The following is a 24343-nucleotide window of genomic DNA, read 5'->3' on the forward strand; positions in this document are numbered from 1 at the left end:
TGTCGGCCATCCGTTCCTTGATTCAGATCAAGAAGGTCGGTCTTGCGAGGGACGGGTTCCCTCTCAGACAAGAGGAAAGGCCACACCCCGGGGTAAGGGCGTGGCCTGGAGGAACTGCGGGGGAGAGCACCGCTGGGACGTCCTCGACAAGTCCAGAACTAACGGCTCGTCTGCTTGTGATCTTTGAGGCAGGTCAAACTGACGATCGAATTGCCGATCTTTGCCGGATCGTCCTGTTCGCAAGGGGGGACCATCTCTTTGGCGCGCGCCGACACGCGCGATCGAATGGTGGCGCGCGGCGTGCCGTAGAGACCGAGGATCGGATTGTGATCATGAACCGTCATAGCTTTTTCCCTTACGTGCCGCCGCCGAGCGAATGGACGAAAATGGTGAGCTCCTTGACTGTGGTGTCGCCGAGACGCCCTGCCCAGGCCGGCATGACACCATGTTTGGGAGAGGCCACCTGGCGAAGGATGGCGTCTTCGCCGCGCGACTTCAGCCAGATCGCGTCGGCGAGATCCGGCGCGCCCATTTCTGCTTTGCCTTTGGCGTCCTCGCCGTGACATGCGGCGCAATTGTCGAGGAAGATCTGTTTTCCAGCCTCGGCGAGACCGGCATCAGAGGGCGTATTGGTCAGGCCCCAGACATAGGCGGCGACCTGCTTCATCTGGATAGGCTCCAGAACCTCGGCGAAGGGCGGCATCTCGGAGGCATGGGTATCGGTATCGCCGTCGAAGCGGACCCCGTGGGCGATCGTGGTCTGAATGGTGTCGAGGTCCCCGCCCCACAGCCAGTCGTCGTCATTGAGGTTCGGAAATCCCGGACCGCCGCTCGCGCCCGAGCCATGGCAGGGCGCGCAGTTCACCTTGAATGCCGACGCACCGCCGGCGATCGCGAATTCACGAAGATCCGGATCGACATCGATCTCCTGCACTGTCTTGGCAGCGATCAGATCATGAAACTTCGTCTGGGATGCCTTGGCGAGATCGAGCTCCTGCTGCAGTTCGGCGCGCGTCGAATAGCCGAAATAGCCTTTCGTGGCGGAGGTAATCATTGGGATGGCCGGATAGGCGATGGCATAGCCGATCGCCCACAGGATCGTTGCGTAGAACGTCCAGACCCACCAGCGCGGCATTGGATTGTTAAGTTCGCGAATGCCGTCCCATTCATGTCCGGTCGTTTCGACGCCGCTGAATTCGTCAATATGTTTTTCCGACATCTCAATCGTCCTTCAAGGGAATATCGGCGGCCTCTTTCGCCGTCTGCTTGCTGCCTGGGCGAAGGGTGAACGCAACCGCGCCCACGAAGAATGCCGCCATCGCCAGAAGGCCCCAGCTGTCGGCGAAGTGTCTCATTGCGGTGTAGGTTTCCATGGATCACCTCATCGGTAGCCGGTCGCGTCGTCGTAGGTCGAGAAATCGACCAGCGTTCCGAGCATCTGCAGGTAGGACACCAGAGCGTCCATTTCGGTCAGTCTGGCGGGATCGCCGTCGAAATCACCGACCTTCGCCTTGGGATAGCGCGCAAGCAGGGCCGCCGTATCCGCGTTCGGATCGGCTTGCGCCTTCATGTCGGTCTCGGCATTCGCCAGCATATCGGGGTCGTAGGGCACGCCCACGTCCTCATTGGCCTTTAAGTCCATGCCGATATCCTTGACCGTTACTTCCTGCTCTTTGAGAAAGGCGTAACTCGGCATGATCGATTCCGGCACCACGGCGCGCGGATTTGCGAGATGCTGGACGTGCCATTCGTTGGAGTAACGTCCGCCGACGCGGGCAAGATCGGGCCCGGTTCGCTTGGATCCCCACTGAAAGGGATGATCGTACATGGACTCGGCCGCCAGCGAATAATGGCCGTAACGTTCGACCTCGTCGCGGAACGGTCTGATCATCTGGCTGTGGCAGAGATAGCAGCCTTCGCGGATGTAGATGTTTCGTCCGGCGAGTTCCAGCGGCGTATAGGGCCGCATGCCTTCCACCTTTTCGATAGTGTTCTGCAGGTAGAAAAGAGGAGCGATTTCGACGATGCCGCCGATGCTGACGACGAGCAGCGAGCCGACGAGAAGAAGCGTCGCGTTCTTCTCGAGGATCTGGTGTTTATCAAGTATCGATGCCATGTCTTCACCTCATTCGGCAGGCTGTGCTTGGGGCACGAAAGTCGCTGGGATCTGAGCTTCGTCGCGCAGGTGCCCGCGGATGGTCATGAACACGTTCCAGGCCATGACGAGGCCGCCCGCCAGGTAAAGCGCCCCGCCGACGGCGCGCAACACATAGTAGGGGATCATCGCTGCGACGGTTTCTGCGAAGGAATAGACCAGGAAGCCCTGGGAATTGTATTCGCGCCACATCAGCCCCTGCTGGATGCCGGCAACCCAGAGCACCGCCGCATAAATCACGATGCCGAGCGTTGCGAGCCAGAAGTGCCAGTTGACCATCCGCAGGCTGTAGAGACGCTCCCGGCCCCACAGCTTCGGCGTCAGATAGTAGATCGCCCCGAAGGTGATCATGCCCACCCAGCCAAGGGCGCCGGAATGCACGTGGCCGATCGTCCATTCGGTATAGTGGCTGAGTGAATTGACGGCTTTCACCGACATCATCGGGCCCTCGAAGGTCGACATGCCATAGAAGGCGATGGCGACGATCATCATCCGGATGATCGGATCCGTGCGGATCTTGTCCCAGGCGCCCGAAAGGGTCATGAGGCCGTTGATCATGCCGCCCCAGGAGGGCATCCAGAGCATGACCGAGAAGACCATGCCGAGCGTTTGCGCCCAATCGGGCAGCGCCGTGTAATGCAGATGATGCGGGCCGGCCCAGATATACATGAAGATCAGGGCCCAGAAATGGATGATCGAAAGCCGGTAGGAATAGACGGGCCGGTTGGCTTGCTTGGGCACAAAATAGTACATCATGCCCAGGAAGCCGGCGGTGAGGAAGAAGCCAACAGCATTGTGGCCGTACCACCATTGGGTCAGCGCATCCTGAACGCCCGAGAAGAACGAGTAGCTCTTGGAGCCGAGGAACGACGCCGGCACCGCCAGGTTATTGACGACGTGGAGCATCGCGATGGTGACGATGAAGCCAAGATAGAACCAGTTCGCCACGTAGATATGCGGCTCCTTGCGCTTCAGGATCGTTCCGAGGTAGACGGCGAGATAGGCGACCCATACGACCGTGAGCCAGAGATCGACATACCACTCGGGCTCGGCGTATTCGCGGGCCTGGGTGATACCAAGGACGTATCCGGTCGCAGCCATCACGATGAAAAGCTGGTAGCCCCAGAAGACGAACCAGGCGAGATTGCCGCCGAAGAGACGCGCGCGACAGGTGCGCTGCACTACATAGAACGACGTCATGATGAGCGCGTTGCCGCCGAATGCGAAGATGACAGCCGACGTATGAACGGGCCGCAATCTCCCGAAATTGAGATATGGCGCCAGATTGAGGTCGGGAAAGGCGAGCTGCAGCGCGATGACGACGCCGACGAGGAAGCCGACGACACCCCAGAACACCGTGGCGATCAGGCCGTAGCGTATCACCTCGTCGAAATAGCCTGAGAGGTCGATCTTCCGCCGCTGGTCAGCCGGCGCAAAATCCACATTCCTGATCAGGAGCACTGTTCCCACCAAAAGGCAGAAGCACAGTATGCCCATATGGACCGCAAAGAGATGGTCATGTGCGAATGCGGCCCCCAGCAGCGCTAGAAACGCCGCGACCGCGACCACCATCGTTTCCGTCGAGTAATTCATGATGTCGTCCCCAGTGCAAAGACGACCGTCTTGCGGCCGACTTTCTCGTCGTATGTGGCAGGACTGTCATGAAGGCTGGAATTGCTCCTTGATCTACATCAACCAGGGAGCAGGAAAGCGGAGGCGGGCCGCCGCTGTTACAGACTGTTACAATCTTTCACTCTTTGGCACTGTCCGATCATTCCTGTGTGACGCAGCGGCGTTCTTATGCACCCACAGCAACCAGGGGACACGACGATGCTGATGCAGAACAACCATGCATTCGAAAATGCCAAGAAGACGTGCGAAGCCGTTCAAGCGGGCCAATCGCTGTCGTCGCTTTTCGTAAGCTCGGCCGCCGAGCCCGTCGCAGCCGGCAAGGCGATTTGCTGGGAGGGCGATAAGGTGAACCATCTTTTCCGGGTGGAAGAAGGTGTCGTCCGCCTGCATCGCATCATCGGCGAAGGTCGCCGCGTGATAACCGCGTTTCATTTCGCCGGTGATCTCATCGGCGCGTCGCTGCAAAGCGATTTCCTTTTCACGGCCGAGGCCGTCACTGAATGCAAGATTCGCCGGCTGTCGCGCAAGAGCTTCCACGAAGAAGTCGCTCGGTCGAATGCGCTCGGCCCGGCCTACATCTCGCTGCTCTGTCGGGAAGCGGCCGTAGCGCATGAGCAGATGGTACTGTTGTCGAAGAAGAATGCCGAGGAGCGTCTCTGCAGCTTCATCGTCAAGCTTGCATCCCGCGGCAATCCCCGGTCGCGCCAGAGCCTGTTGCGCGTCCCGATGAATCGCCAGGACATCGCGGACCATCTCGGCCTGACCATTGAGACCGTGTCCCGGACGATCACGAAACTTGCGGCGCGCAACATCGTTGTTCCCGAAGGCAGGCATGACCTGCGGATCGTCAATCTCGCCCGGCTGATACAGTTGTCGGGCGACGCTGATGATTTTTCGGAGGATTCCTGTCATAGGGTCAAGCCACACTGATGCAACAAGCCGCAGGATCGACGTTCATGCCCCATCGCCTCGTGTCACCGAGAACCGCATCGCCGCAGGAGCTGGATGCCATGGTGCACGTGCTCGACGGAGCAGATATCCTGGTCCATCGTTTCGACGGAACGATTACGCACTGGTCCATCGGATGCGAAAATATGTACGGCTGGGCAAAGGAGGAAGCCGTCGGCGAACAGGTCTACGAACTGCTGGCGACGAAGTTTCCCGAACCGACGGAAAACATCCGCGACCAACTGAAGTCGCGCGGCTTCTGGCAGGGTGAAATCGTTCACCGTCACAAGAGCGGACACGACATTCATGTCGCGTCGCGCTGCGTGCTGGCCAATCTGCCGGATGGGGACCTTGCCGTCATCCAAACGAATAGCGACGTCAGCGCACTGCGGCGCGCCCAGGAGGCGGTCAAATCCCGCGAAGCGCATCTGAGCTCGATCCTCGACACCGTGCCGGACGCGATGGTGGTGATCGACCATAAGGGAACGGTACTCTCGTTCAGCAAGGCGGCGGAAAAGCTGTTTGGACTGTCTTCCGATCAGATCTGCGGCCGCAACGTCAGCAACCTGATGCCGAACCCCTATCGCGACGCCCACGACGGCTATATCCATCATTATATCGAAACCGGCGAGAAGCGCATTATCGGCTATGGACGTGTCGTTACCGGCCAGCGAGCCGACGGGTCGCAATTTCCGATGGAACTCCATGTCGGCGAAGCGACGGTTAAGGGCGAACGAATATTCACCGGTTTCGTCCGCGATCTGACAAGCCGCTTTAAAATCGAGGAAGACCTTCGCCAGGCACAGAAGATGGAAGCCATCGGGCAATTGACGGGTGGTATTGCGCACGATTTCAACAACCTCCTCACCGTCATAAGCGGCAATCTCGAAATGATCGAGGATAAGCTGCCGCCCGGCAATCTTCGTGAAATTCTCAAGGAGGCGCAGTCGGCGGCGCAGGACGGCGCGATCCTTACGGGCCAATTGTTGGCTTTCGGCCGGCGGCAGCCGTTGAACCCGAAGCACGCGGATCTCGGCCAGCTCGTGAGCGGCTTCTCAGACCTGCTCCGGCGAACGCTCGGCGAGGATATCAAGCTGTCGACCGTCATCGACGGGTCGGGCCTGAACGTTCTTGTCGACAGTTCGCAGCTCCAGAACGCAATTTTGAACATCGCCTTGAACGCAAGGGATGCCATGCCCAAGGGCGGCAGCCTCACGACGACGATCTCGCGGGTCCATCTCGATGCCGACTATGCAAAGATGTACCCGGAGGTGCGCAGCGGCAACTTCGTGCTTGTGACCATGACGGATACCGGCGTAGGCATGAGCGAAGAGGTCAGGAAGCGGGCGATAGAACCGTTTTTCACGACAAAGGAAGTGGGTTCGGGCACAGGTCTCGGCCTGAGCATGGTCTATGGATTTGTCAAGCAATCGGGCGGCCATCTCCAGCTTTACAGCGAAGTCGGGCGTGGCACGACAGTCCGGATATATCTGCCCGCCAACAGTGGAGCGAATGCTGGGGAATCTGTGCCGAACGGGGATGCCGGCGAGAGCCAGTTGCCGCGCGGCGATGAAACGATCCTGGTCGTCGAGGACGATGCACGGGTTCGCCGCGTCGCCGTCGCCCGGCTCGCCTCGATGGGTTATGCAGTGTGCGAAGCTGAAAACGGCCACCGAGCGCTCGACCTCCTGCAGGAAAACCCTGGCATTGCACTCCTGTTTACGGACATCGTGATGCCCGGCGGGATGACCGGCGACGAACTCGCACAGGAGGTGCGCGTTTTGCGACCTGATATTGCCGTGCTGTTCACGTCAGGATATTCCGAGCCAGGTCTGGCGGGCAAAGGCATCGTTCCCCGTGCGCAATGGCTGCGCAAGCCCTACACGGCAAGAGACCTCGCTTTGACGATCCGCGAGCTTCTCGACGCAAAGTGACAGGCGCGGCCGCCATCCGGCTTACCTATGGAACCGGCCCTGGCGGAGGCGATGGCGCTCTGCCAGGGCCGACCTTTTCGTCAGGTTAATACTCACCGTCGCCTCATCCAAACAGTCCCTTCAAACGGATATTTCAAGGCGAAATTGCCAGCTTTTTCCTGAATTTGACGAGCGTCAAAGAAGGCGGGACCAGCATATCCTAGAAGATGTTGACGAGGCCAAATCGGACCTCGCAGAACAGGAGATATGCAAATGAATTTGAAATTCGGTCTGATCGCTGCAACGGCAGCCCTGATTGTCTCGGCGGCGCCGTTGATGGCTGCCGACCACCAGGTTCAGATGCTCAACAAGGGCACGGACGGCGCGATGGTGTTTGAGCCCGGCTTCCTGAAGATCGCGCCCGGCGACACCGTAACCTTCATCCCCACGGACAAGACCCATAATGTCGAGACCTTCAAGGGGCTCATCCCCGACGGCGCCCCGGAGTTCAAGTCGAAGGCGAACGAGCAGTACCAGACGAAGTTCGACGTTCCGGGCGCCTATGTGTTGAAGTGCACGCCGCACGCCGGCATGGGGATGGTTGCGCTGATCCAGGTCGGCGACAGCCCGGCCAACCTCGATGCGATCAAGACCGCAAAGGTTCCGAACATGGCGCGCAAGCGGCTGGATGCCGACCTCTCGCAGATCACCCAGTAAGAAATCGGCAGTGCGGATGGCCGCGATTGCGCGCCATCCCGCACGATGGAGAACCATCATGTACAAGGCCATGACGATTGCTTTGGCGGCGGCGGTCTGCGCGGCGGGCGCAGCAAGTGCGCACATCACCCTCGAGCAGAACCAGGCTCCGTCAGGCAAGGCATACAAGGCGATCCTTCGCGTCGGACACGGCTGCGACGGCAAGGCAACGATTAAAATACGCGTGAAGATCCCGGAGGGCCTGCTGTCCGCCAAGCCGATGCCGAAACCGGGCTGGTCGGTCGAGAAGGTCGAGGCAGCCTATGAGAAAGGCTACGACCTATACGGAAAGCCCGTGAAAGAGGGTGTTGGAGAAATCACATGGTCCGGCGGCAATCTTGCCGATGATGAATATGACGAGTTCGTTTTCCGCGCGACGGTTGCCAAGGAGATTGCGCCGGGCACCCGCATCTACGTCCCCATCGTTCAGGAATGCACCGACGGGGCCGTCGAACGCTGGATCGAGGTGCCGGCTGCCGGCAAGTCGTCCGACGATTACGAGACCCCTGCTCCCTACTTCGACGTGATCGAGCAACCACGCTCGTAAACGGACAAGGGTGCCTGCCATGTGGTCCTCGAAGCTCCCAATCCGGGCGATGCCTCTTCTTCAAGCGGCTTGCACTGCCGCTGTCGTTACGATCGGGATGTTTTTGCCGACAGAGGCGCTTGCCCACGCCACACTCAAAAATTCGACCCCGGCCGCCAACGAGATACTGGGGCTGCCGCCGGCCGAAATCCAATTGCATTTCAACGAGCCTGTCAGGATCATCCGAGCGGCTGCAAGTGCCGGCGGTGGCGCAAATCAGGCATTAAAGGCAGAGACATCGGGTGCGGATGTCCGGCTGCGCTTTTCGAATCCGAACGTCCGTGGCACGGTGATCGTGAGCTATCGCGTCGAATCCGAAGACGGCCATCCGGTCGGCGGGACGCTCCTCTTCAATGTCGGCGCACCCTCGATGGAGCCGCCCGTTGCAGTTGGCGAGCGGTCGGCACTTTCCTTGCGGATTGCCATCTGGCTTGTGCACAGCACCACAATCCTTTTCCTGGCATGTGTCGTCGGCGGCACGCTGTTCGACCGCTGGCTGGGATCCGGCCATGGCCCGTCACCAGGCGCCGCCATCATACTGCCCGGAATCGCCCTGCTGGCGACAGGGCTTTATTTGCAAGGGCTGGACGAAACAGGAAGCGGTCTTGCGTTTGCCGGTGCGGAGCCATTCAAGATTGCCATGCAAAGCGACGCGGCAATTTGCGCCAGCCTGTTTTTCCTCTCGCTGCTCACGGTCGCCCTCCCCTGCGCTGGTCGCAATATCACGGGCCGTCTTCTTGCCTCAGCCGCCCTGATATTGGCTGCGAGTGCTTTTACCTTCAGCGGACACTGCAGTGTGGCCGACCCGCGCTGGGCGGCGAAGACCGCCATATTCCTCCACAGTGCAACACTTTTGTTCTGGACCGGAAGTCTTCTGCCGCTCTGGCAGCTCAGCCGAACGCCGCCAAACCTGCGACCGCTTAACCGCTTCTCGCGGGCAATCCCCCTTCCGTTCCTCATCATGATCGCTGCCGGCGGCCTGCTGGCGACCGTGGAGCTTCCGGCGCTCACCCAACTCCTGTCGTCGCCCTACGGCCAGATCCTGGCGATCAAGATCGCGCTCGTGGCGTGTCTTTGCATGGTCGCCATTTATAATCGTTTTTGGCTGACCAGACCGACGCTGGCCGGGGACCCGATTGCTCGAGAGAGACTGCGTCGAAGCATTGCCGTTGAATTCGTGCTGGCCATCGCGATCGTCGGCACGGCTGGTTTCTGGCGGTTTGCAGGTCCGGGGCCGGTGAAAGCCGCTGAGCTCTCTCCGGCCATATCGATACATCTGCATTCGGAAAGAGCGATGGCTCAACTGGAGCTCGGCGCCGAAGCAAACGGAACCAGGAAGGTTCACGTCGCCGTCATGGCTCCCGATTTCGGTGTTCTCGATCCGAAACAGGTTGTCCTTCGCCTGAAAAACCCGGGGGTGGCGATCGAGCCTATGAAGTTCGAACTCGCTAGGACGCCGCAGGGTGGATGGGATGCCGATGGAATTCCGGTGCGGGAGCCGGTGGGCTGGCTGGCGGATATTGAAGTGCTCGTCGATGACTTCCACGCGGTGCACATCGAGGGCCGCCTGTCGGAATAACGGCGGTCGCTTTGCTCAGGCCGCTTCTGTTTGATCGATTGCCGCCGGCAACAGCACTGCAGTTTCAGCCTCGATGGCCCGCTTTATCAATCTCATGAACTCGCGTTCCGATTTGACATGCCGGCGCATCGAGCAGAAGAACGAGCACAGTTGATATCCGACGGCTTCCCAGGAGAGCCGGCAGCGCCCCTCGCCAAGAGCTTCCAGCGTGACGACGATGTCCCGCGCTGCGCCATAATCGAACAAGCGACCCGCTCGCCGGCGTTCCTCCGCGTCGGTCCGTTCCCCGGCTTCCATGATCAGTCCAAGTCCCGATGAAATCAGGCGGTCTTCGAGCTGATGTGTCGTCAGCAAGAGAGGCAGCAGGCCGGTTGAAATACGGCCGCAAAGCCCTTCGTCGATACGGCAAGGCAGGAAGTCGGCGACGGCCCGCAGCGCGTCGCACCAGGACAGGAGCTGATCGTAGCAATTTTCGAGTTCCGCGAAATCGTTCGGGATCGGACTGTTCATCATATTACCTCTGCAAGAAGAAGCTGGCGGCGATCGCTATTGCCGCGAGAACCGCGGAGACGACACCCATGCGATAGAGGGCGATCGTGAAGGTTACGATCACGGGCGTTGCTATCGATAGTCCTATCTGAGCGTCGGTCATCAGAATCTCCGGTCAACAGAACCTAGGCTGGATGATCGGCGACCTCTTTGCGATCGATCAAAGAGAGGATGCGATATCACCCCCACCGTCGTAAGTATGGCCGCATTGATTTCATCCCAGCCCGAGAGCGAAGCTGCATCCCAGAACGAAACGCGTTCCATGTCGGGGCGGCTTTCTTCTTCGCCATATTCGTCGGGCTGACGGCGCACTGCCGTTGCTGCATCCCGACCGTATCGACCGATGAGGCGACGCTGACCGAAAGCGTCGCCAGGGGCAAGCGCATCTGGAAAAAGAACGCCTGTATCAACTGCCACACACACTGGACGGCGAAACGTCTGGATCCGCTGAGGCGGCGACAAGAATCCGGCAAGCGCCCACGAGGCGCTCCCACGCCTGGATGGCGGCACAACTAACGAGGAAGGCTCTACGCAGCCTTGCTATGCGTGCGTCCGTGAGAGCCGAAATAGGCGTCGAATGCCGCCGCGACGGCGCGCACCATGAAGCGCGCGTGCTGGGATACGACGATCCTCTCGCCGCAGATCGTCGCGACGCCTTCGGCCACGAGTTCGCTCAGCCGATCGTTGCGCTCGACAAGGAAACCGGTGTCGAAACCGGAATCCCTGCTCAACTTTCCGAGGTCGACTTCGAAATCACACATCAGCCTTTCGATGATCCTCGCCCGAAGCTTGTCCTCTTCGCTGAGAATATATCCCTTGGCCGTGGGCAGCACGCCGGAGGCGACCCGCTCGGCATATAGGCCGAGAGGCACGTGGTTCTGCATATAGCCGGTCGGCAGCCGCCCGATCGCAGATGCGCCGAGGCCGATGAGGCTGCCGCAGTCATCCGTGGTATAGCCCTGGAAGTTTCTTCTCATCGCACCGGTGCGCGCGGCGAGCGCCAGCTGATCATCCGCCAGTGCAAAGTGATCGAGCCCGATGCGCTGATATCCGGCTTTTTGAAGTTCCTCGGCGATCGCTTCCGCCTGTTCGTTGCGCTGTTTTGCGTCCGGCAGCGTGGCTTCGTCGATCAGGCGCTGGTGCTTCTTGAAGGCGGGTATGTGGGCGTAGCCGAAGACGGCGAAACGCTCCGGGCGCAGCTCTGCGGCCAGCCGGACCGTTTCGACGCAGGATTGGACGGTCTGCTTGGGAAGGCCATAAATAAGGTCGAAGTTGATGCTGGTCACCCCTGCCGAACGCAGCCCGGCGACCGTCGTCTCCGTCTCCTCGAAAGATTGCAGCCGATTGATCGCGGCCTGCACGATCGGATCGAAGCTCTGAACGCCGAGGCTTGCGCGGTCGACGCCGTTTTCGCCGAGCGCGTCGATCATGGGAGCAGCCAATGTGCGCGGGTCGATCTCGACCGCGACGCTGGCATCCGCCTCGAATGCGAAAGCGCTCCGGAGCTTTGCCATCAGGGAGGAAAATTCCTGCGGCTTCATGATCGTCGGCGTGCCGCCGCCGAAATGGACGTTCTTGACGGGCACGTCGTTTCCGGCGGCAAAGGAGACGAGCTCGATCTCCTGGCTCATCACATCAAGATATTCGACGACCGGGGCATCCTGCCGGGTGATGGTCGTGTGGCAGCCGCAGTACCAGCACATCGAACGACAGAATGGAACGTGGAGGTAAACCGAAACGGGGCCGGCTTTTCCAATATTTGCGAGGCCGCTTGCGTATTCATCGGGCCCCACCGCGGCTGAGAAAGCCGGCGCCGTCGGGTAACTCGTATAACGCGGAAGCCGCGCGTCGCCGTATTTGGCGACCAGATCATCGGACATTGTCCCATCCTTTTCAAAAGTAGGATGCTTTATGACCTGCGGCCGCGCGGTTTTCCTTGTCCCAAATCAATGATGATCCTTCGCCTGGAATCACCAGGATATTTGTCCGCTGTCAAAGTCAGCTCTTCCGAAGCCGCCTAAAATCTCGTTCTGACACGGGATGAGCCGCGATCCCGTCTGTTCGAAGGATGCGGTACAAGGAAACGAACAAGAATGACTGAAGCGCAAAATGCCCAGGGCCAAACCCCTCATATCGATGTCCGCATGCTGGCAGCCGTCGAGAGGCATCCCCGGATCTTCGGCACGCTCCGCGCGCTGGCTCCCGGCGCCAGTTTGCTGATCACCAGCGATCACGAGCCTCGGCCTCTGCATTACCAACTTGAAACCGGATTTCCGGGGAAGTTCGCCTGGGATTATCTGGAACAAGGCCCTGAAATCTGGCGGGTGCAGATCACCCGGCAGGATACCGGCTGTGACTGCTGCTGCGGCAGCCATTGAGTTCGGATCGGCGCGATGATGCCCGTCGGCACAACCCTGTCGCGTTGGACAATGTCCTATTTCGGCGCGGCGCTCATCTTCCTGCTTTTGGCGGAAAGCCTGCTTTCGGCGGGAGTTTGGGCGCCGTCCTCGCCGGTCGCCGAACCCCATGCGCTTATGATCGTGCATTCGATGACGATCGGCTGGCTCGCCCTGCTGATGATTGGGGCGCTGCTGCAGTTCACGCCCGTGCTGACAGGCCTCGGCCCGTCGACCGGGTGGCTCGACCTGCCCTGCCTTGCTGGCTCGGTCGCCGGCCTCGGACTTCTCCTATGCGGTTTCGAGCTGATCGACACGGGATCCGCTATGGCAGGCCCAGTCATGATCGCGGCATCGTCGGTGCTACCGGTCTCGCTCGTGTCGATCGCATTGGTGCTGTTATCAGGTCTGTGGCGCGGCAGGGCGGCTCATGCTGCCTCACCGCTAGTCATGCTCGGCATAGGCTGCCTTGCGATGACCGTCGCGTTGGGATCGCTGTTTGCCGTCACGGTTTCCGGACTGACAACGAGCCCCGGCATCAGTGAGTTCGTCGCCGATGCCGCGCCCTTCCACGCGAGCTTTGGCCTCGCCGGATGGATGACCTTTGCCGCGATCGGCGTCAGCTACAAGCTGCTTCCGATGTTCCTGCTTTCCCAGGAGATGAAGAAATCGCCGTTCGTCTGCGGCACGGGAGCGTTCGCCGCGACAACGCTTGGCGTTGCGACGGTCTCGACGATATTTGAACCCTCCCTGGGGCAGCGCGTCTTTCTGATTGGATCGCTGTTCTTCCAGCTTCCGATCGCGGCCTACCTCGCCGAGCTGTTGCTGACCTATCGTGCTAGACGCCGAAAAAGCCTCGAGTTGAACATGTCGGGATCCCTGCCCGCTTTCGTCCTGCTGGGCCTTTCGGTGCCGATGTTTGCCGTTGCCCTTGTCTATGACGCCGGCCAGCAGATTTTTACCGCCATAACCTATCTGTTCGTCTTCGGCTGGCTGACGGGCCTCGGCTTGTCGCAACTCCTCAAGATCGTTCCCTTCCTGACCTGGATCGAGGCCTTCGGTCCGCTTCTCGGACGCAGGCCGACACCCCGGCTGCCCGAGCTGATAAAGGAGCGACGGACTATGGCCTGGCTCTGCATCTTCTATCTTGCCGTCATTGCGTCAGCGGCGGCGATCGCGGCTGGATCGGATGCGGGTTTTCGTTTTGCCGTTACGGCTCAAACTTTTGCCACCGCTGCTCTCGCCATCGAGCTTGTCCTCGCACGTCGCCTGGCGAATGTCGACCCGGCCGCGAAGCAGGCACCCTTTCAACGGCCGGCGCTTTTCGTCGCCGCCAAACCACAGAGGTAACGCCAATGGTTCAGCTTCGTGAACTCGACGTCAGACAGATCCTGCGGGACGGCGGCATGCCGTTTCAGCTGATCATGGACACTTTCGCAGCCCTCGCTCCCGGCGAGGGTGTGCGGCTGCACGCCATATTCGAGCCCGTCCCATTGATCCGCCAGTTGGAGCAGCGCGGCTATTCGCATCTGAGCAAGCGCCTTGCCGACGACGACTGGGAGATCGATTTCGTTCCCGGGCAAAAGCCGGGCGGCAATGTCGAAGCGGCGACCGCGACGGCGGAGGCAATCTGGCCGGAGCCGAGATGGAATCTCGATCTGACGGACCTCGCTCCACCTGAACCAATGGAGCGCATTCTTTCGCGCCTGGAGACGATGGAGAGCGGCGAAGTGCTGTTTGCGCTTCTGAACCGCGAGCCTCTGTTCCTGTTCAATGAGCTCAAGGCGCGCGGCCATGAGTGGATCGGGAATTTCGACGCCAGCGGCAAGATCTACAGGATCATGATCAGGGCAACACCGGCGAGGGTTTCCGATGCTTGCCCCTAAGGCCTCCAAATCCACGATTCTGGCGGCGTTGCGCGCCATCGAGGATCCGGAACTCGGAACGGATGTCGTAGCGCTCGGACTTGTGTACGGCATCGAGATTTCGGACGATGGTGCCGTCAGAATAGAAATGACGACGACGACGCGTTTCTGTCCGGCCTCCGCCTTCCTCGCCGAGGCTGTGAAAGCGCGGACGGAAGGGATCGACGGGGTCTCGGCCGCCAGCGTCGACCTTGTCTACGAGCCGGCTTGGTCGCCGGAGATGATGGGGCGCTTGCCCGGCGAATAGATGCGGAAGCCATCACCTGAAGCGGCATTCGCCCTCATGGCTTTCTCGCGACGAGAGGTTTCCGGTCGCGGCATAGGAACGGTGCATGTTCGAGCGCAAACAGGCCGAACGCGACCGTCCAACCGATGGAAGACAGCAACAATATCTCCGTGGTGCACGCGGGCAGCAGCTCTGCCAGCGGCCGAAGGACAGCAACGGCGGCAAGCACGATATAGGATGCATTGGTCATTCGGCTCGCTTTGAGCTGCCGCCCCGTGTGGCCTCGGCTTGCACGCGTCATGACCGCCAGCATCATCATCGACATGACGCCGATTGCAAAGACATGAAGAATGGCGATCTGTGACAGCCCGGCGGCCCCGAGGGCGACGGCGGCATATCCCAGGGGAACGAAGCCATAGGCGGCGTGGAGCACGAAGAGAATCGGCTCCGGCCAGGTCACCCACCCCCGCCAGCGGACGAGGCGGATTGCGTTCATCACCGCTGCGGCGGCCGCGAACAAGCCGGTGGCGACGGCCTCGGGCCAGAGCGCCCAGGTAGTGAGAGAGATGGCGCCGGCGACGATCGTTGCCGCATCGAAACGGTTATAGGGAACCGGAAAATCCGTGCGGCCGCGCTGATTGATCCAGTTTCGCGTAAAGCTCGGCAGGATGCGCCCTCCAACGATCGTGACGAGCAAGACGTAGGCGCCAAGGCCGAGACGAATGGAAAGCTCCGGATTGCCGCCGCCGATCACTTGGAGATGAAAGAAGGAGTTGGCGACGGATAAGACCGCCAACCCGGCGACGACCTTGAGATCCTTCCATTTCTTTCCCGCAACCACCTCCCGGGCGCATAAGCCGAACATCAGGGGGAGGAACAGGCAATCGATGGCGGCGGCGGCCGTCACCCCGATGCCGCTGCTCGCTAACATGGCGATCCGGCCGGCGCACCACATTGCAAAAAGCGCCGCGAGCGGAGGCCCGGAAATCGGAAGGCGGCCTGTCCAGTTCGGAATCGCGGTGAGGAGGAAGCCGGCAAGAACTGCGGGGGCGAAACCGAAGAGCATCTCGTGAGCGTGCCAGTAGAGCGTCCCGTAATCGCTTGCCAGGGCAACGCTATAATTCAGGAATGCCGTCCAGAGGCCGATGCCGACGATCGCCCATATGGCGGCGGCCAGAAAGAAAGGGCGAAAGCCGTAAGAGAACAGCGCTGTTCCGGAACGACTCATCCCTCGCGGCTCCCTCGCCTCAACGTTCCTTGTACTCTGCATGATCGATGTCTCCATTTTGATCATGTAGAAATGCCGGCAGGCGAGACTGAAGTCGTTGAGATTACGCAAAGAAGATTTTTTGAACTTTGCGCCGGCACAAATAGCCAGTTTGCGCCACGTCAAAGAATTCCATCCGCTTTGTTCTACTCTCCATTCGACAGGGCGGCGTCCGCTCGGTCTTCGACGACAGGAGATTAGACATGACAAATACTCTGCAAATGACCCGGCGCACGATGCTGACGGGTGCAGCTGTTGCCGGAGCGCTGACGCCAATCATCATATCCAGCACGGTGCAGGCTAACGAAGAAGTTGCCTCGGCCGAGTCCCTCAAGACAGCCGGACAGACGAAGGTTGACCTCTCGAAGCTTCCCCGCGAGAAGGTCGAGCTCGTCAGGCCGCCCTTTGTCCATGCCCACACGCTGAAGGCCGAGGCCGGGCCGACGATCAAGGAGTTCACGCTGACCATCCAGGAAAAGAAGATGATTCTGGACAAGGACGGCACCGAGATCAACGCCATGACTTTTGACGGATCGGTTCCCGGTCCGCTGATGGTGGTCCATCAGGATGACTATGTCGAGCTCACCCTCGCCAATCCCGATACCAATACGATGCAGCACAATATCGACTTCCACGCTGCAACAGGCGGGTTGGGCGGCGGGGCGCTGACGGTGGTCAACCCCGGCGAGAGCACCGTTCTGCGTTTCAAGGCGACCAAGGCCGGGGTCTTCGTCTATCACTGTGCACCTCCCGGCATGGTGCCGTGGCACGTCACCTCGGGCATGAACGGCGCGATCATGGTCCTGCCGCGCGAGGGTCTCAAAGACGGCAAGGGAAAGCCCCTCGTCTACGACAAGGTCTACTATGTCGGCGAGCAGGACTTCTACATCCCGCGTGACGAAACGGGCAAATTCAAGAAATACGACAGCCCCGGCGAAGCCTACGAGGACACAGTCGCCGTCATGAAGACGCTGACGCCAACCCATATCGTCTTCAACGGCGCTGTCGGAGCTCTGACCGGAGACGATGCAATGACCGCGAAGGTCGGCGAAACCGTCCTGATCGTCCATTCGCAGGCCAACCGGGATACGCGGCCGCATCTGATCGGCGGGCACGGCGAATATGTCTGGGCGACCGGCAAATTTCTCAACCCGCCCGACACGGACCAGGAAACCTGGTTCATCCCCGGCGGTACGGCAGGTGCTGCCCTCTACACTTTCGCTCAGCCAGGCATCTACGCCTACGTGAACCACAACCTTATAGAGGCTTTCGAGCTGGGGGCGGCGGCCCACTTTAAGGTGACCGGTGAATGGGACGACGATCTCATGACTTCGGTCAGGGCACCGTCGGCGAGCTGACCTGGGCGGAGGGGGCGGTGCGCGGGCCAGGGGCGGCCCGCGCACCATTCATGTTTTAGGGGCGCGACTTGCGAAAAAATCATGGCCAGGAATGCTGCGATCGAACCCGTTTCAGGCATCTCCATAGCAATTCCACTTGTGCTGCTCGCGGCCCTTTCGGCCGCTGTCGCGGTACAATCGGGATTGATCGTGACCAGAGGTTCCCACCTGGCGTTTGCTGCCCCGCAGACGATCGTCGTTGCACCGCACAGTTTCGCCTATCGCGACGCCGCTGAATATTTCCGCAACGGCCTGGCCGTCGACGCGCCCAAGCTTGAGATGAGACTGACGTCCGCGCTCGAAATCATGAAGTATCAGACAACGCTTGGCGACTATAACCGCTGCGTGGCGGATGACCGCTGTGCGCCGGCCGAGGGTCGAAGCAGCGTCTCGCAGGACGAGCTTCCGGTAACCGGCATCAGTTACGACGATGCTATCCAATATGCCGCCTGGCTATCGGAACGCACGGGCGCCGAATGGCGCCTGCCGAGCGATGTCGAACTGGCATATGCCGCCGCCGACCGCTTTCCCGACGATGCCCTCGGCATAGACCCGAACGACAAGAACCCCGCAAACCGCTGGCTCGCTGACTACGAACGCGAAGCGCGCAGGGCAGCGTCGATCAATCCCAGACCTCAGCCACAGGGATCTTTCGGCGTCAGCCAAACCGGTCTGGTGGACTTTGCCGGCAATGTCTGGGAATGGACCTCGACCTGCAACAAGCGCATCGATCTCGGCAAGAACGACCGTTCAGAGAATCCAGATCCCGGGACCTGCGGCATCATGATCGCCGCCGGCAAACATCGGGCGCCGATGAGCAGCTTCGTAAGAAATCCGAAGGGCGGCGGATGCTCCGTCGGAAGCCCTCCCGATAATCTCGGCTTCCGGCTCGTGCGGCGGCCGGGTTTTCTGGAAAGCCTGAAAGATTTCGCGAGACGGGCAATGACGGACATGTTCGAAGCGGCGACGCCCTCCCAGGGCAGAGCAGGATGATGATGAAAGTTGACCGGACGATTTTGAAATCGTTGCCGCTCTTCGAGCGAATGACCGATACCGATCTCGACGCGATGCTGCAGCACGCCGCCCCGCGCCGCGTCGCCAAGGGGGATGCGGTTTTCGAACAAGGCGCTCGGGCAAAATTCTTCTTCCTGCTTCTGCACGGCCGCCTGAAGGTGACGCAGGTGACACAGGACGGACAGCAGATCATCGTACGGATGGTTCATCCGGGCGACTTGTTCGGCTTTGCGATGGCGTTACGAAGGGAGGATTATCCGGGGACGGCGATGGCGGCGGCCGAAAGCCTCGTCATCGGCTGGCCGACGGACATGTGGGCGCGTTTCGTCGAACAGAACCCGCGCCTTGCCGTTACCGCCATGCAGACGATCGGCCAGCGGCTGGAGGAGGCCCACACCCGCATTCGAGAAATGTCGACAGAAGAAGTGGAGAAGCGGGTCGCCCACGCCGTCCTCAGGCTTTCCAAACAGGCGGGACGGCCGGTCGAAACCGGCATTCGTATCGATTTCCCGATATCACGCCAAGACATCGCCGAAATGACAGGAACGACGCTGCATACAGTGTCGAGAATTCTCAGCGCATGGGAAGCGAAGGGAATGGTGGAGGGCGGCCGGCAGAAGCTGACGGTAACCGACCCTCAGAAACTTCTCAATCTTGCCGATGGCGAGCGGGATTAATGCCGATCAGCAATCCCCAGGCCAACCAGGAAAATGAATTTGACCATGTTTCTTGCCGCCTTCGCGCTTTTCGTTGCGCTTCACTCCATTCCGGCAATCCCCATCATCCGTTCCGGATTGATCCGCCATGTCGGCCGGGCGGTCTATTTTGTCGGCTACTCTACCGTCTCCACTCTGGCATTGATCTGGGTTTTCTCTTCGGCCCTCGCCATGGACTACATACCGTTGTGGGACCTGCGGCCGTGGAATGCCGCCGTTACGTTCATGCTTGCTCCCCTAGGCATTTTCCTGGTGATTTCAGGACTTTTGAGCGCCAATCCTCTTTCCATCACCCTGAACTCGTCGCCGATGCTTGGCTCGGTCACAAAAATCACCAGACATCCCGTTCTTTTGGGATTTGCTTCCTGGGCGGCCGGCCATATCGCCGCAAACGGCGATTTGCGATCGCTGCTGCTATTCGGAGGATTTGCCGCATTTTCATTGGGCACAATTCCAATGACCGAAAAGCGCGCGAAACGACGCCTCGGCTGCGCCTGGGCAAACCTGGCGGAACACACTTCGGTCTGGCCGCTCGCTGCCTATTTCAAGGGAGAACAGTCGACGATTGACATGCCGCTTCTGCTCGCAGTCCTGGCCACCGCGGCTTTGACGGTGTGGCTGCTGTTTTCGGGAGGTCACGCCTCGATGTTCGGCGCCGACCCCATTGCCATCTTCGCCTGAACTGAACCGCCGCCGCCAGCGACAAAGGCGGTGTCGCATTGATTAAGGTCAAAGTCTGTTTCAGCTCACGTCGTAACTTGAGAGAAATTTGGAAGCAACGCGGCGGCCGCCGATAACAGGAGCGATTGAATGCCGTATGAAGTCGTCGCAGCAAGCCTGAACGCGAAGGACAAGTCTGGGCGCATCGATGTGCGTTTCGGCGCCGAGATGAAAATCGTCGTCGTCTCACGACGCGCATTGCTGTCAGTCGCTTCGCCGCCTCGCGCAACCGAAGTGCGCCTTCTCGAATACATCGACATGTTCTGCGATATTGCGGCGAGCTGTTTCTGCTCGAAGGCGACGGGCGGTGACTCACTTCTGATTACCGCAAATGATGTCCGCAGATGGCGCCACGCGTGGCAATCATCCGAAGTGTCAGCGGGCGCAGAAGTGGCATACCGACCTCTTCCGGTTTGAAGCTGGAGTTTTTTTGCGCAATCGAATCAGCTTTATGGGGTCGGCGTAGCCCGAGGCCCCTCGCCCTTCGGCTTCATTCCTTCCTGTTGCCGATGAGAACAACTGCCCGGCCACTGATGACACCGGGACGGCGAGCATGTTAAAGACGATGCCACTGGATAGGACCTGCAACGAGCAACGGCTTGACGGATGGACGATGGCAACAGCTCAGCATGACGCGCATCTGCTCGTTGTCGACGACGATCCGCGCATTCGCCAGATGTTGACGCGTTATTTCGAAGAGGAGGGTTACACCGTCTCTTCCGCCTCCGACGGAACCGAGATGCGGGTACGGCTGCGCCAGCAAAGTTTCGACGCCATCCTGCTCGATCTGGTCCTGCCCGGCGGGACCGATGGTCTTGATCTCGCCCGCGAGATCCGCGCCCAGTCCGATGTCCCGATCATGATGCTGACGGGCCGGGACGATGTCGTCGATCGAATTGTCGGCCTCGAAGTCGGCGCGGACGATTATATCGCCAAACCCTTCCATCTCCGCGAAGTCCACGCACGACTGAAGTCGATCCTGCGTCGCCGGCAAGCTTCGCCGCGCAATGCCGAAGCGGCCGGCGAGGAAATCATTGGCTTCGAGGACTGGAAGCTCAATCTGAGTCGCCGCCAGCTTCTCGATCCGGAGGGCGCGGAGGTCGAGCTGACGACCGGCGAATTCGATATGCTGACGACCTTCGTGCGGCATGCCGGCCGGGTTTTGACCCGCGACGTACTGATGGATTTGACCAGGGGCCGAAACCTCGAGGCTTTCGACCGCACGATCGATGCCCAGATCGTCCGGCTGCGCCGCAAGATCGAGACCGATCCGAAGAAGCCGCAATTCATCAAGGCCGTGCGCGGCGTCGGCTATGTCTTCACTGCCAGGCTGGATTGACCGTTCGGAGATGGCGCGGCTGACGCCCGCCAGTTCTCCTCGATCTGGACGCCGGTCGCGTATCCTGCCTCACTCTGCAACTGACCGGCGTCCAGTTTCGGATCGGTCAGGACGATTCGTCCGCGCTGACGTTGTAACACTTTGAATTATTGCATAATTTTCTTGAATGTTTTCCGATTTAGGAAATTATGCAGGGCTCCTATCGATCCACACTGGGAACGCACGAGCAAGTTTGATCTGTCGCAATGATCCAGGTGGCACGGCCGCGGTTGGATTTCATGGATAAGGAGATCGAAATGCACGGGCGTCGTGGCATATTGGGCAGAAGTTCCCGCGAGGGCGGGTGGGCTGGCAATGTCTGGACCCTCGGATGATGATCTCATTGGTAACGACCGAGGCATTCCAAAGGCTCAGCCTGGCGCTTGCGATCGGTGTCCTCGTGGGGATCGAGCGGGGATGGCGCGAACGCGAGGCTGCGCCGGGCAAGAGAGTGGCCGGCATCCGCACCTATGGCCTATCGAGCTTCCTCGGCGGCTTTTGCGGTTTCCTGCAGCCGGTCACGGGACCGATCCTGCCGACGGCGATCTTCGTGTTCTTTTGTATCACGATCCTCGTCTTCAGCCGCCTGCAGGCAGCACGGGAGGAAGATTACAGCGCGACCGGCACCATCGCGGCGATAACGGTCTTCGCGCTCGGCTTTGGCGCCGTCGTTGCGGATATGACGGCGACGGCGGCGAGTGCCGTCGCGATCACTGCGCTTCTGGCGGCGCGGGAGCCGCTGCATGGATTCCTCCGGAAACTGACTTGGCTCGAATTGCGGGCCGCGTTGATCCTGCTGACGATGACCGTCGTCATTCTTCCCATTCTTCCCGACGAGGCGGTCGATCCCTGGCAGACGATCAACCCTTTCGAGCTTTGGATGATGACCATCCTGATAGGCGCGGTTTCATTCGCCGGTTACGTCATGATCAGGCTCAGCGACGCCCGGGCCGGAATATTGCTGACCGGGGCCTGCGGCGGTATCGTCTCGTCGACGGCGCTGACGCTTTCCTTCGCCCGCCAGTCGACGCAGACGCCCGCCCTCTCGCCGCTGCTTTCGGCCGGAGCGATGCTGGCCGGAGCCGTATCCCTGAGCCGGGTGCTTTTGATCTGCGGCGTCATCGCGCCTGATATACTGAGGGAGCTTGCGGCATCGCTCGGCCCGGCTGCCGCGATCCTTGCCATGGCCGGCGGCCTGACCGGATTGTCGCGGCGCTCCGATGGCGGTTCCGATTTTTCGCCGCGGAATCCGCTGGAAGTGATGGTCGTCATTCGCTTTGCGCTTCTGCTTGCCGTCGTGACCATCGTGACGCGGGCGACTTTGGCGGTCTTCGGAACGCAATCACTGCTCGCGGTCGCTTTCGTCACGGGGCTAGGCGATCTCGATGCGATAACCCTCTCCATCGCGAAGCTGTCGTCGCAGACCGTGCCCCCGGCCGCGGCCGCGCACGCTATAGCGGTCGCCGCTTTCGCCAATCTTCTGGCGAAAACCGGTCTTGCGGCAACGGCGGGAAGCATCGGTTATGCGGTTCGGCTGGCAATCACGACCGGCATAGCGACACTTGCGGGCGGCGCCGCCTTATTCCTGGTGTGAAGGGCTCACCGGCAACCCATCTGCATAGTGCAATCCACGCCGGGGCGGCTTGATCCGGCTCAGCACGTGATAGGCAACGGTTATTCGGTTCACCGCACTTGTGGTGTCGCGCAAGCGCTGACAAGCAACTCGGGAGACCTCATGTTCGATTTCGGAATCGAGTTCGCCCTTCCCATGCTTGATGCGCTAGCCGGGACTGATATAGCCTGCCAAGGCATAATCGCGGTCTCGTTTTGTGGGTACCCGACGCGCATGATGGGCCCGGGCAAAGGAGGTCGCCCACCAAGCTTCTTTCTCCGTCCACGACGAGAACCGCCCCGACATGGCTGGTGTCGAGCATTTCGATCGCTTGCCTGAGATCATGGATCTCGTCGATTGTCGTCGCGGGACTCACGAAGCTCGATGCTTCTCGATCGTCCTGTGTCGATTGATAACAGTAAGCGCCTCGTCGGCGATCACCTGCTCCTCGTTCGTCGGAATGACTAAGGCGGTGATCGCGCTGTGCCGGCCACTGATGACGGTCGCATTCGCCTTGTTTGCAGACTCGTTCAGATCGAGTCCCATCCATGCAAGATGGCGCGCAACACCGTTTCGGACCTCCGGCTGATGTTCTCCGACGCCTGCCGTGAAGACGATTGCGTCGACGCCGCCCAGCGATACGGCGAGCCTGCCTATCTCGCCGGCGACCCTGAAGCAGAAAAGATCCAGCGCTTCCCTTGCCGCAGGGTGGAAGTCTTCGATGAGCGCCCGCACGTCTCCGCTCACGCCGGAGACGCCAAGCAGGCCGCATCGGTGATAAAGGAAGTCTTCGAGCCGATCGGCGTCGTGGAATTCGGTCCGGAGAAGGTGGATCACGGCACCTGCATCGATCGATCCCGGCCGTGTCGCCATAGGCACCCCATCGAGCGCAGAAAACCCCATGCTAGTGTCGACGCTGACGCCGTCCACCATCCCGCAGAGGCTCGCGCCGTTCCCCAAGTGGGCGCAGACGACCCGGCCGCAGCCGAGATCAGGATCCAGTTTCCTAAGCTTTTCGGAAACGGACATATAGGAAAGACCGTGGAATCCGTATCTGCGGATGCCTGCATCATGCATTTCGCGCGGGATGGCCAGACGTGTGGCCAGACTGCATTGAGAGCTATGAAATGCCGTATCGAAAGACGCGGTCTGCGGCACATCGGGATATTTCGCCCGAACGGCTCGAATGATCTCCAGTGCCGGAGGCAGATGCAAGGGCGCCAGCGACACCAGTTGCTCGATCCGCGTTTGAGCATCCGAGTCCATCAGGACGGGACCAGTGAACTGGAGGCCCCCATGAACGATACGATGCCCAATTACCGCCGGCTGCGAGCCTTGAGGGAGGAGACGGGAAAGAATTTCGGAAATCACACCCGGTTCGACATGCCTGACGTTTGGCAGCTCGGTTTCCTGAGCACTTTCTCCGGCCTCATACGTGAACCGCGTTTCCTCGCCGATCTTCAAAGTGCCTCTGGCCGACGGCCGCGCCCGACCTGCCTCGATGCCGAAGACGCCGATCTTCAAGCTCGACGACCCGGTGTTGAACGTGACTGCAATGGCGCTCATCGAACCTC

At 60.4% G+C, this 24343-nt stretch carries 26 protein-coding genes and 1 pseudogene; 17 read left to right on the top strand and 10 right to left on the bottom strand.

The annotated features are described in order from the left end of the window. Positions 1-158: 158 nt before the first annotated feature. Genes ACS4RS_RS29065 through ccoN form a run of 5 tightly spaced genes read right to left on the bottom strand, consistent with a single transcriptional unit; the run spans position 159 to position 3748 of the window. Positions 159-344, bottom strand: coding sequence for a hypothetical protein (locus ACS4RS_RS29065; protein WP_439012442.1), 186 nt, complete (start codon positions 342-344; stop codon positions 159-161). Between the two features lie 11 nt (positions 345-355). Beyond that, positions 356-1219 carry a cytochrome-c oxidase, cbb3-type subunit III gene (ccoP, locus tag ACS4RS_RS29070; RefSeq protein ID WP_439012443.1) on the bottom strand — a complete coding sequence of 288 codons (864 nt, stop codon included), beginning with the start codon at positions 1217-1219 and terminating at the stop codon, positions 356-358. A 1-nt stretch (position 1220) separates the two neighbouring features. Continuing rightward, complete coding sequence (locus tag ACS4RS_RS29075; protein WP_049732173.1) at positions 1221-1373, bottom strand: CcoQ/FixQ family Cbb3-type cytochrome c oxidase assembly chaperone; 153 nt, start codon at positions 1371-1373, stop codon at positions 1221-1223. An 8-nt stretch (positions 1374-1381) separates the two neighbouring features. Beyond that, positions 1382-2116: a cytochrome-c oxidase, cbb3-type subunit II gene (ccoO, locus tag ACS4RS_RS29080; protein ID WP_439012444.1), complete on the bottom strand. Its 735-nt coding sequence runs from the start codon at positions 2114-2116 to the stop codon at positions 1382-1384. A gap of 9 nt (positions 2117-2125) precedes the next feature. Beyond that, positions 2126-3748, bottom strand: a complete 1623-nt coding sequence (ccoN, locus tag ACS4RS_RS29085) for a cytochrome-c oxidase, cbb3-type subunit I (protein ID WP_439012445.1) — start codon at positions 3746-3748, stop codon at positions 2126-2128. Positions 3749-3985: 237 nt separating this feature from the next. Here ccoN and ACS4RS_RS29090 point away from each other — a divergent pair, with 237 nt between their 5' ends. The 5 genes from ACS4RS_RS29090 to ACS4RS_RS29110 all read left to right on the top strand — a co-directional run bounded on the left by ACS4RS_RS29090 (position 3986) and on the right by ACS4RS_RS29110 (position 9569). Then, positions 3986-4717, top strand: coding sequence for a helix-turn-helix domain-containing protein (locus ACS4RS_RS29090; protein ID WP_439012446.1), 732 nt, complete (start codon positions 3986-3988; stop codon positions 4715-4717). A gap of 26 nt (positions 4718-4743) precedes the next feature. After that, positions 4744-6669 (top strand): PAS domain S-box protein, encoded by a 1926-nt coding sequence (locus ACS4RS_RS29095; RefSeq protein ID WP_439012447.1) that lies wholly within the window; start codon positions 4744-4746, stop codon positions 6667-6669. 252 nt (positions 6670-6921) lie between these two features. Beyond that, complete coding sequence (locus tag ACS4RS_RS29100; protein ID WP_439012448.1) at positions 6922-7365, top strand: pseudoazurin; 444 nt, start codon at positions 6922-6924, stop codon at positions 7363-7365. Between the two features lie 58 nt (positions 7366-7423). After that, positions 7424-7951, top strand: a complete 528-nt coding sequence (locus ACS4RS_RS29105; RefSeq protein WP_439012449.1) for a YcnI family protein — start codon at positions 7424-7426, stop codon at positions 7949-7951. A gap of 19 nt (positions 7952-7970) precedes the next feature. Beyond that, positions 7971-9569, top strand: a complete 1599-nt coding sequence (locus ACS4RS_RS29110) for a CopD family protein (RefSeq protein ID WP_439012450.1) — start codon at positions 7971-7973, stop codon at positions 9567-9569. A gap of 15 nt (positions 9570-9584) precedes the next feature. Here ACS4RS_RS29110 and ACS4RS_RS29115 read toward each other — a convergent pair whose 3' ends face one another. Both ACS4RS_RS29115 and ACS4RS_RS29120 read right to left on the bottom strand, forming a co-directional pair. Then, positions 9585-10079, bottom strand: coding sequence for a hypothetical protein (locus ACS4RS_RS29115; RefSeq protein ID WP_439012451.1), 495 nt, complete (start codon positions 10077-10079; stop codon positions 9585-9587). 4 nt (positions 10080-10083) lie between these two features. Beyond that, a complete protein-coding gene (locus ACS4RS_RS29120; RefSeq protein WP_439012452.1) occupies positions 10084-10221 on the bottom strand; it encodes a hypothetical protein in 138 nt (45 codons plus the stop codon). Between the two features lie 137 nt (positions 10222-10358). Here ACS4RS_RS29120 and ACS4RS_RS29125 point away from each other — a divergent pair. Next, positions 10359-10630, top strand: a pseudogene (locus ACS4RS_RS29125) (c-type cytochrome); the annotation flags it as partial. A 15-nt stretch (positions 10631-10645) separates the two neighbouring features. Here ACS4RS_RS29125 and hemN read toward each other — a convergent pair. After that, complete coding sequence (gene hemN, locus ACS4RS_RS29130) at positions 10646-11998, bottom strand: oxygen-independent coproporphyrinogen III oxidase (RefSeq protein WP_439012453.1); 1353 nt, start codon at positions 11996-11998, stop codon at positions 10646-10648. A gap of 213 nt (positions 11999-12211) precedes the next feature. Here hemN and ACS4RS_RS29135 point away from each other — a divergent pair, with 213 nt between their 5' ends. The 4 genes from ACS4RS_RS29135 to ACS4RS_RS29150 are packed head-to-tail and all read left to right on the top strand — an operon-like array spanning position 12212 to position 14686. Beyond that, complete coding sequence (locus tag ACS4RS_RS29135; protein ID WP_439012454.1) at positions 12212-12496, top strand: DUF2249 domain-containing protein; 285 nt, start codon at positions 12212-12214, stop codon at positions 12494-12496. A gap of 15 nt (positions 12497-12511) precedes the next feature. Beyond that, positions 12512-13864, top strand: coding sequence for a hypothetical protein (locus ACS4RS_RS29140; RefSeq protein ID WP_439012455.1), 1353 nt, complete (start codon positions 12512-12514; stop codon positions 13862-13864). Between the two features lie 5 nt (positions 13865-13869). Further along, positions 13870-14400 (top strand): DUF2249 domain-containing protein, encoded by a 531-nt coding sequence (locus tag ACS4RS_RS29145; protein WP_439012456.1) that lies wholly within the window; start codon positions 13870-13872, stop codon positions 14398-14400. After that, positions 14387-14686, top strand: coding sequence for a metal-sulfur cluster assembly factor (locus ACS4RS_RS29150; RefSeq protein WP_439012457.1), 300 nt, complete (start codon positions 14387-14389; stop codon positions 14684-14686). Before ACS4RS_RS29145 ends, ACS4RS_RS29150 begins: the two co-directional genes overlap by 14 nt. A gap of 34 nt (positions 14687-14720) precedes the next feature. Here ACS4RS_RS29150 and ACS4RS_RS29155 read toward each other — a convergent pair whose 3' ends face one another. Continuing rightward, on the bottom strand, positions 14721-15935 hold the full coding sequence (locus tag ACS4RS_RS29155; RefSeq protein WP_439012458.1) for an NnrS family protein: 1215 nt from the start codon (positions 15933-15935) through the stop codon (positions 14721-14723). 200 nt (positions 15936-16135) lie between these two features. Between ACS4RS_RS29155 and nirK the strand changes: the two genes are divergently transcribed. The 7 genes from nirK (at position 16136) to ACS4RS_RS29190 (ending at position 22751) form a co-directional block, all read left to right on the top strand. Then, a complete protein-coding gene (nirK, locus tag ACS4RS_RS29160) occupies positions 16136-17290 on the top strand; it encodes a copper-containing nitrite reductase (RefSeq protein ID WP_439012459.1) in 1155 nt (384 codons plus the stop codon). Between the two features lie 81 nt (positions 17291-17371). Next, positions 17372-18322, top strand: a complete 951-nt coding sequence (locus tag ACS4RS_RS29165) for an SUMF1/EgtB/PvdO family nonheme iron enzyme (protein WP_439012460.1) — start codon at positions 17372-17374, stop codon at positions 18320-18322. 2 nt (positions 18323-18324) lie between these two features. Beyond that, a complete protein-coding gene (locus tag ACS4RS_RS29170) occupies positions 18325-19020 on the top strand; it encodes a helix-turn-helix domain-containing protein (protein ID WP_439012607.1) in 696 nt (231 codons plus the stop codon). Positions 19021-19059: 39 nt separating this feature from the next. Beyond that, positions 19060-19740: an NnrU family protein gene (locus ACS4RS_RS29175; protein WP_439012461.1), complete on the top strand. Its 681-nt coding sequence runs from the start codon at positions 19060-19062 to the stop codon at positions 19738-19740. 129 nt (positions 19741-19869) lie between these two features. Further along, a complete protein-coding gene (locus ACS4RS_RS29180; protein WP_439012462.1) occupies positions 19870-20196 on the top strand; it encodes a hypothetical protein in 327 nt (108 codons plus the stop codon). A gap of 196 nt (positions 20197-20392) precedes the next feature. After that, on the top strand, positions 20393-21118 hold the full coding sequence (locus tag ACS4RS_RS29185; protein WP_439012463.1) for a response regulator: 726 nt from the start codon (positions 20393-20395) through the stop codon (positions 21116-21118). 370 nt (positions 21119-21488) lie between these two features. Then, positions 21489-22751 (top strand): MgtC/SapB family protein, encoded by a 1263-nt coding sequence (locus ACS4RS_RS29190; RefSeq protein ID WP_439012464.1) that lies wholly within the window; start codon positions 21489-21491, stop codon positions 22749-22751. Between the two features lie 390 nt (positions 22752-23141). Here the strand turns inward: ACS4RS_RS29190 and ACS4RS_RS29195 are convergent, their stop codons facing one another. Then, positions 23142-24335 (bottom strand): acetate/propionate family kinase, encoded by a 1194-nt coding sequence (locus ACS4RS_RS29195; protein ID WP_439012465.1) that lies wholly within the window; start codon positions 24333-24335, stop codon positions 23142-23144. Positions 24336-24343: the final 8 nt, after the last annotated feature.

It is taken from the genome of Rhizobium sp. F40D2 (assembly GCF_051810745.2).
Lineage (GTDB): Bacteria > Pseudomonadota > Alphaproteobacteria > Rhizobiales > Rhizobiaceae > Rhizobium.

What these genes read in the sequence shown, in the direction of transcription:
- ACS4RS_RS29115 (WP_439012451.1), bottom strand. Translation starts at nt 10,079, where the DNA reads ATGAACAGTCCGATCCCGAACGATTTCGCGGAACTCGAAAATTGCTAC.
- nirK (WP_439012459.1), top strand. Translation starts at nt 16,136, where the DNA reads ATGACAAATACTCTGCAAATGACCCGGCGCACGATGCTGACGGGTGCA.
- ACS4RS_RS29150 (WP_439012457.1), top strand. Translation starts at nt 14,387, where the DNA reads ATGCTTGCCCCTAAGGCCTCCAAATCCACGATTCTGGCGGCGTTGCGC.
- ACS4RS_RS29165 (WP_439012460.1), top strand. Translation starts at nt 17,372, where the DNA reads ATGGCCAGGAATGCTGCGATCGAACCCGTTTCAGGCATCTCCATAGCA.
- ACS4RS_RS29100 (WP_439012448.1), top strand. Translation starts at nt 6,922, where the DNA reads ATGAATTTGAAATTCGGTCTGATCGCTGCAACGGCAGCCCTGATTGTC.
- ACS4RS_RS29135 (WP_439012454.1), top strand. Translation starts at nt 12,212, where the DNA reads ATGACTGAAGCGCAAAATGCCCAGGGCCAAACCCCTCATATCGATGTC.
- ACS4RS_RS29090 (WP_439012446.1), top strand. Translation starts at nt 3,986, where the DNA reads ATGCTGATGCAGAACAACCATGCATTCGAAAATGCCAAGAAGACGTGC.
- ACS4RS_RS29075 (WP_049732173.1), bottom strand. Translation starts at nt 1,373, where the DNA reads ATGGAAACCTACACCGCAATGAGACACTTCGCCGACAGCTGGGGCCTT.
- ccoP (WP_439012443.1), bottom strand. Translation starts at nt 1,219, where the DNA reads ATGTCGGAAAAACATATTGACGAATTCAGCGGCGTCGAAACGACCGGA.
- ccoO (WP_439012444.1), bottom strand. Translation starts at nt 2,116, where the DNA reads ATGGCATCGATACTTGATAAACACCAGATCCTCGAGAAGAACGCGACG.
- ACS4RS_RS29105 (WP_439012449.1), top strand. Translation starts at nt 7,424, where the DNA reads ATGTACAAGGCCATGACGATTGCTTTGGCGGCGGCGGTCTGCGCGGCG.
- ACS4RS_RS29185 (WP_439012463.1), top strand. Translation starts at nt 20,393, where the DNA reads ATGGCAACAGCTCAGCATGACGCGCATCTGCTCGTTGTCGACGACGAT.
- ACS4RS_RS29190 (WP_439012464.1), top strand. Translation starts at nt 21,489, where the DNA reads ATGATGATCTCATTGGTAACGACCGAGGCATTCCAAAGGCTCAGCCTG.
- ACS4RS_RS29065 (WP_439012442.1), bottom strand. Translation starts at nt 344, where the DNA reads ATGACGGTTCATGATCACAATCCGATCCTCGGTCTCTACGGCACGCCG.
- ACS4RS_RS29120 (WP_439012452.1), bottom strand. Translation starts at nt 10,221, where the DNA reads ATGACCGACGCTCAGATAGGACTATCGATAGCAACGCCCGTGATCGTA.
- hemN (WP_439012453.1), bottom strand. Translation starts at nt 11,998, where the DNA reads ATGTCCGATGATCTGGTCGCCAAATACGGCGACGCGCGGCTTCCGCGT.
- ccoN (WP_439012445.1), bottom strand. Translation starts at nt 3,748, where the DNA reads ATGAATTACTCGACGGAAACGATGGTGGTCGCGGTCGCGGCGTTTCTA.
- ACS4RS_RS29110 (WP_439012450.1), top strand. Translation starts at nt 7,971, where the DNA reads ATGTGGTCCTCGAAGCTCCCAATCCGGGCGATGCCTCTTCTTCAAGCG.
- ACS4RS_RS29145 (WP_439012456.1), top strand. Translation starts at nt 13,870, where the DNA reads ATGGTTCAGCTTCGTGAACTCGACGTCAGACAGATCCTGCGGGACGGC.
- ACS4RS_RS29180 (WP_439012462.1), top strand. Translation starts at nt 19,870, where the DNA reads ATGCCGTATGAAGTCGTCGCAGCAAGCCTGAACGCGAAGGACAAGTCT.
- ACS4RS_RS29195 (WP_439012465.1), bottom strand. Translation starts at nt 24,335, where the DNA reads ATGAGCGCCATTGCAGTCACGTTCAACACCGGGTCGTCGAGCTTGAAG.
- ACS4RS_RS29095 (WP_439012447.1), top strand. Translation starts at nt 4,744, where the DNA reads ATGCCCCATCGCCTCGTGTCACCGAGAACCGCATCGCCGCAGGAGCTG.
- ACS4RS_RS29155 (WP_439012458.1), bottom strand. Translation starts at nt 15,935, where the DNA reads ATGCAGAGTACAAGGAACGTTGAGGCGAGGGAGCCGCGAGGGATGAGT.
- ACS4RS_RS29140 (WP_439012455.1), top strand. Translation starts at nt 12,512, where the DNA reads ATGATGCCCGTCGGCACAACCCTGTCGCGTTGGACAATGTCCTATTTC.
- ACS4RS_RS29170 (WP_439012607.1), top strand. Translation starts at nt 18,325, where the DNA reads ATGAAAGTTGACCGGACGATTTTGAAATCGTTGCCGCTCTTCGAGCGA.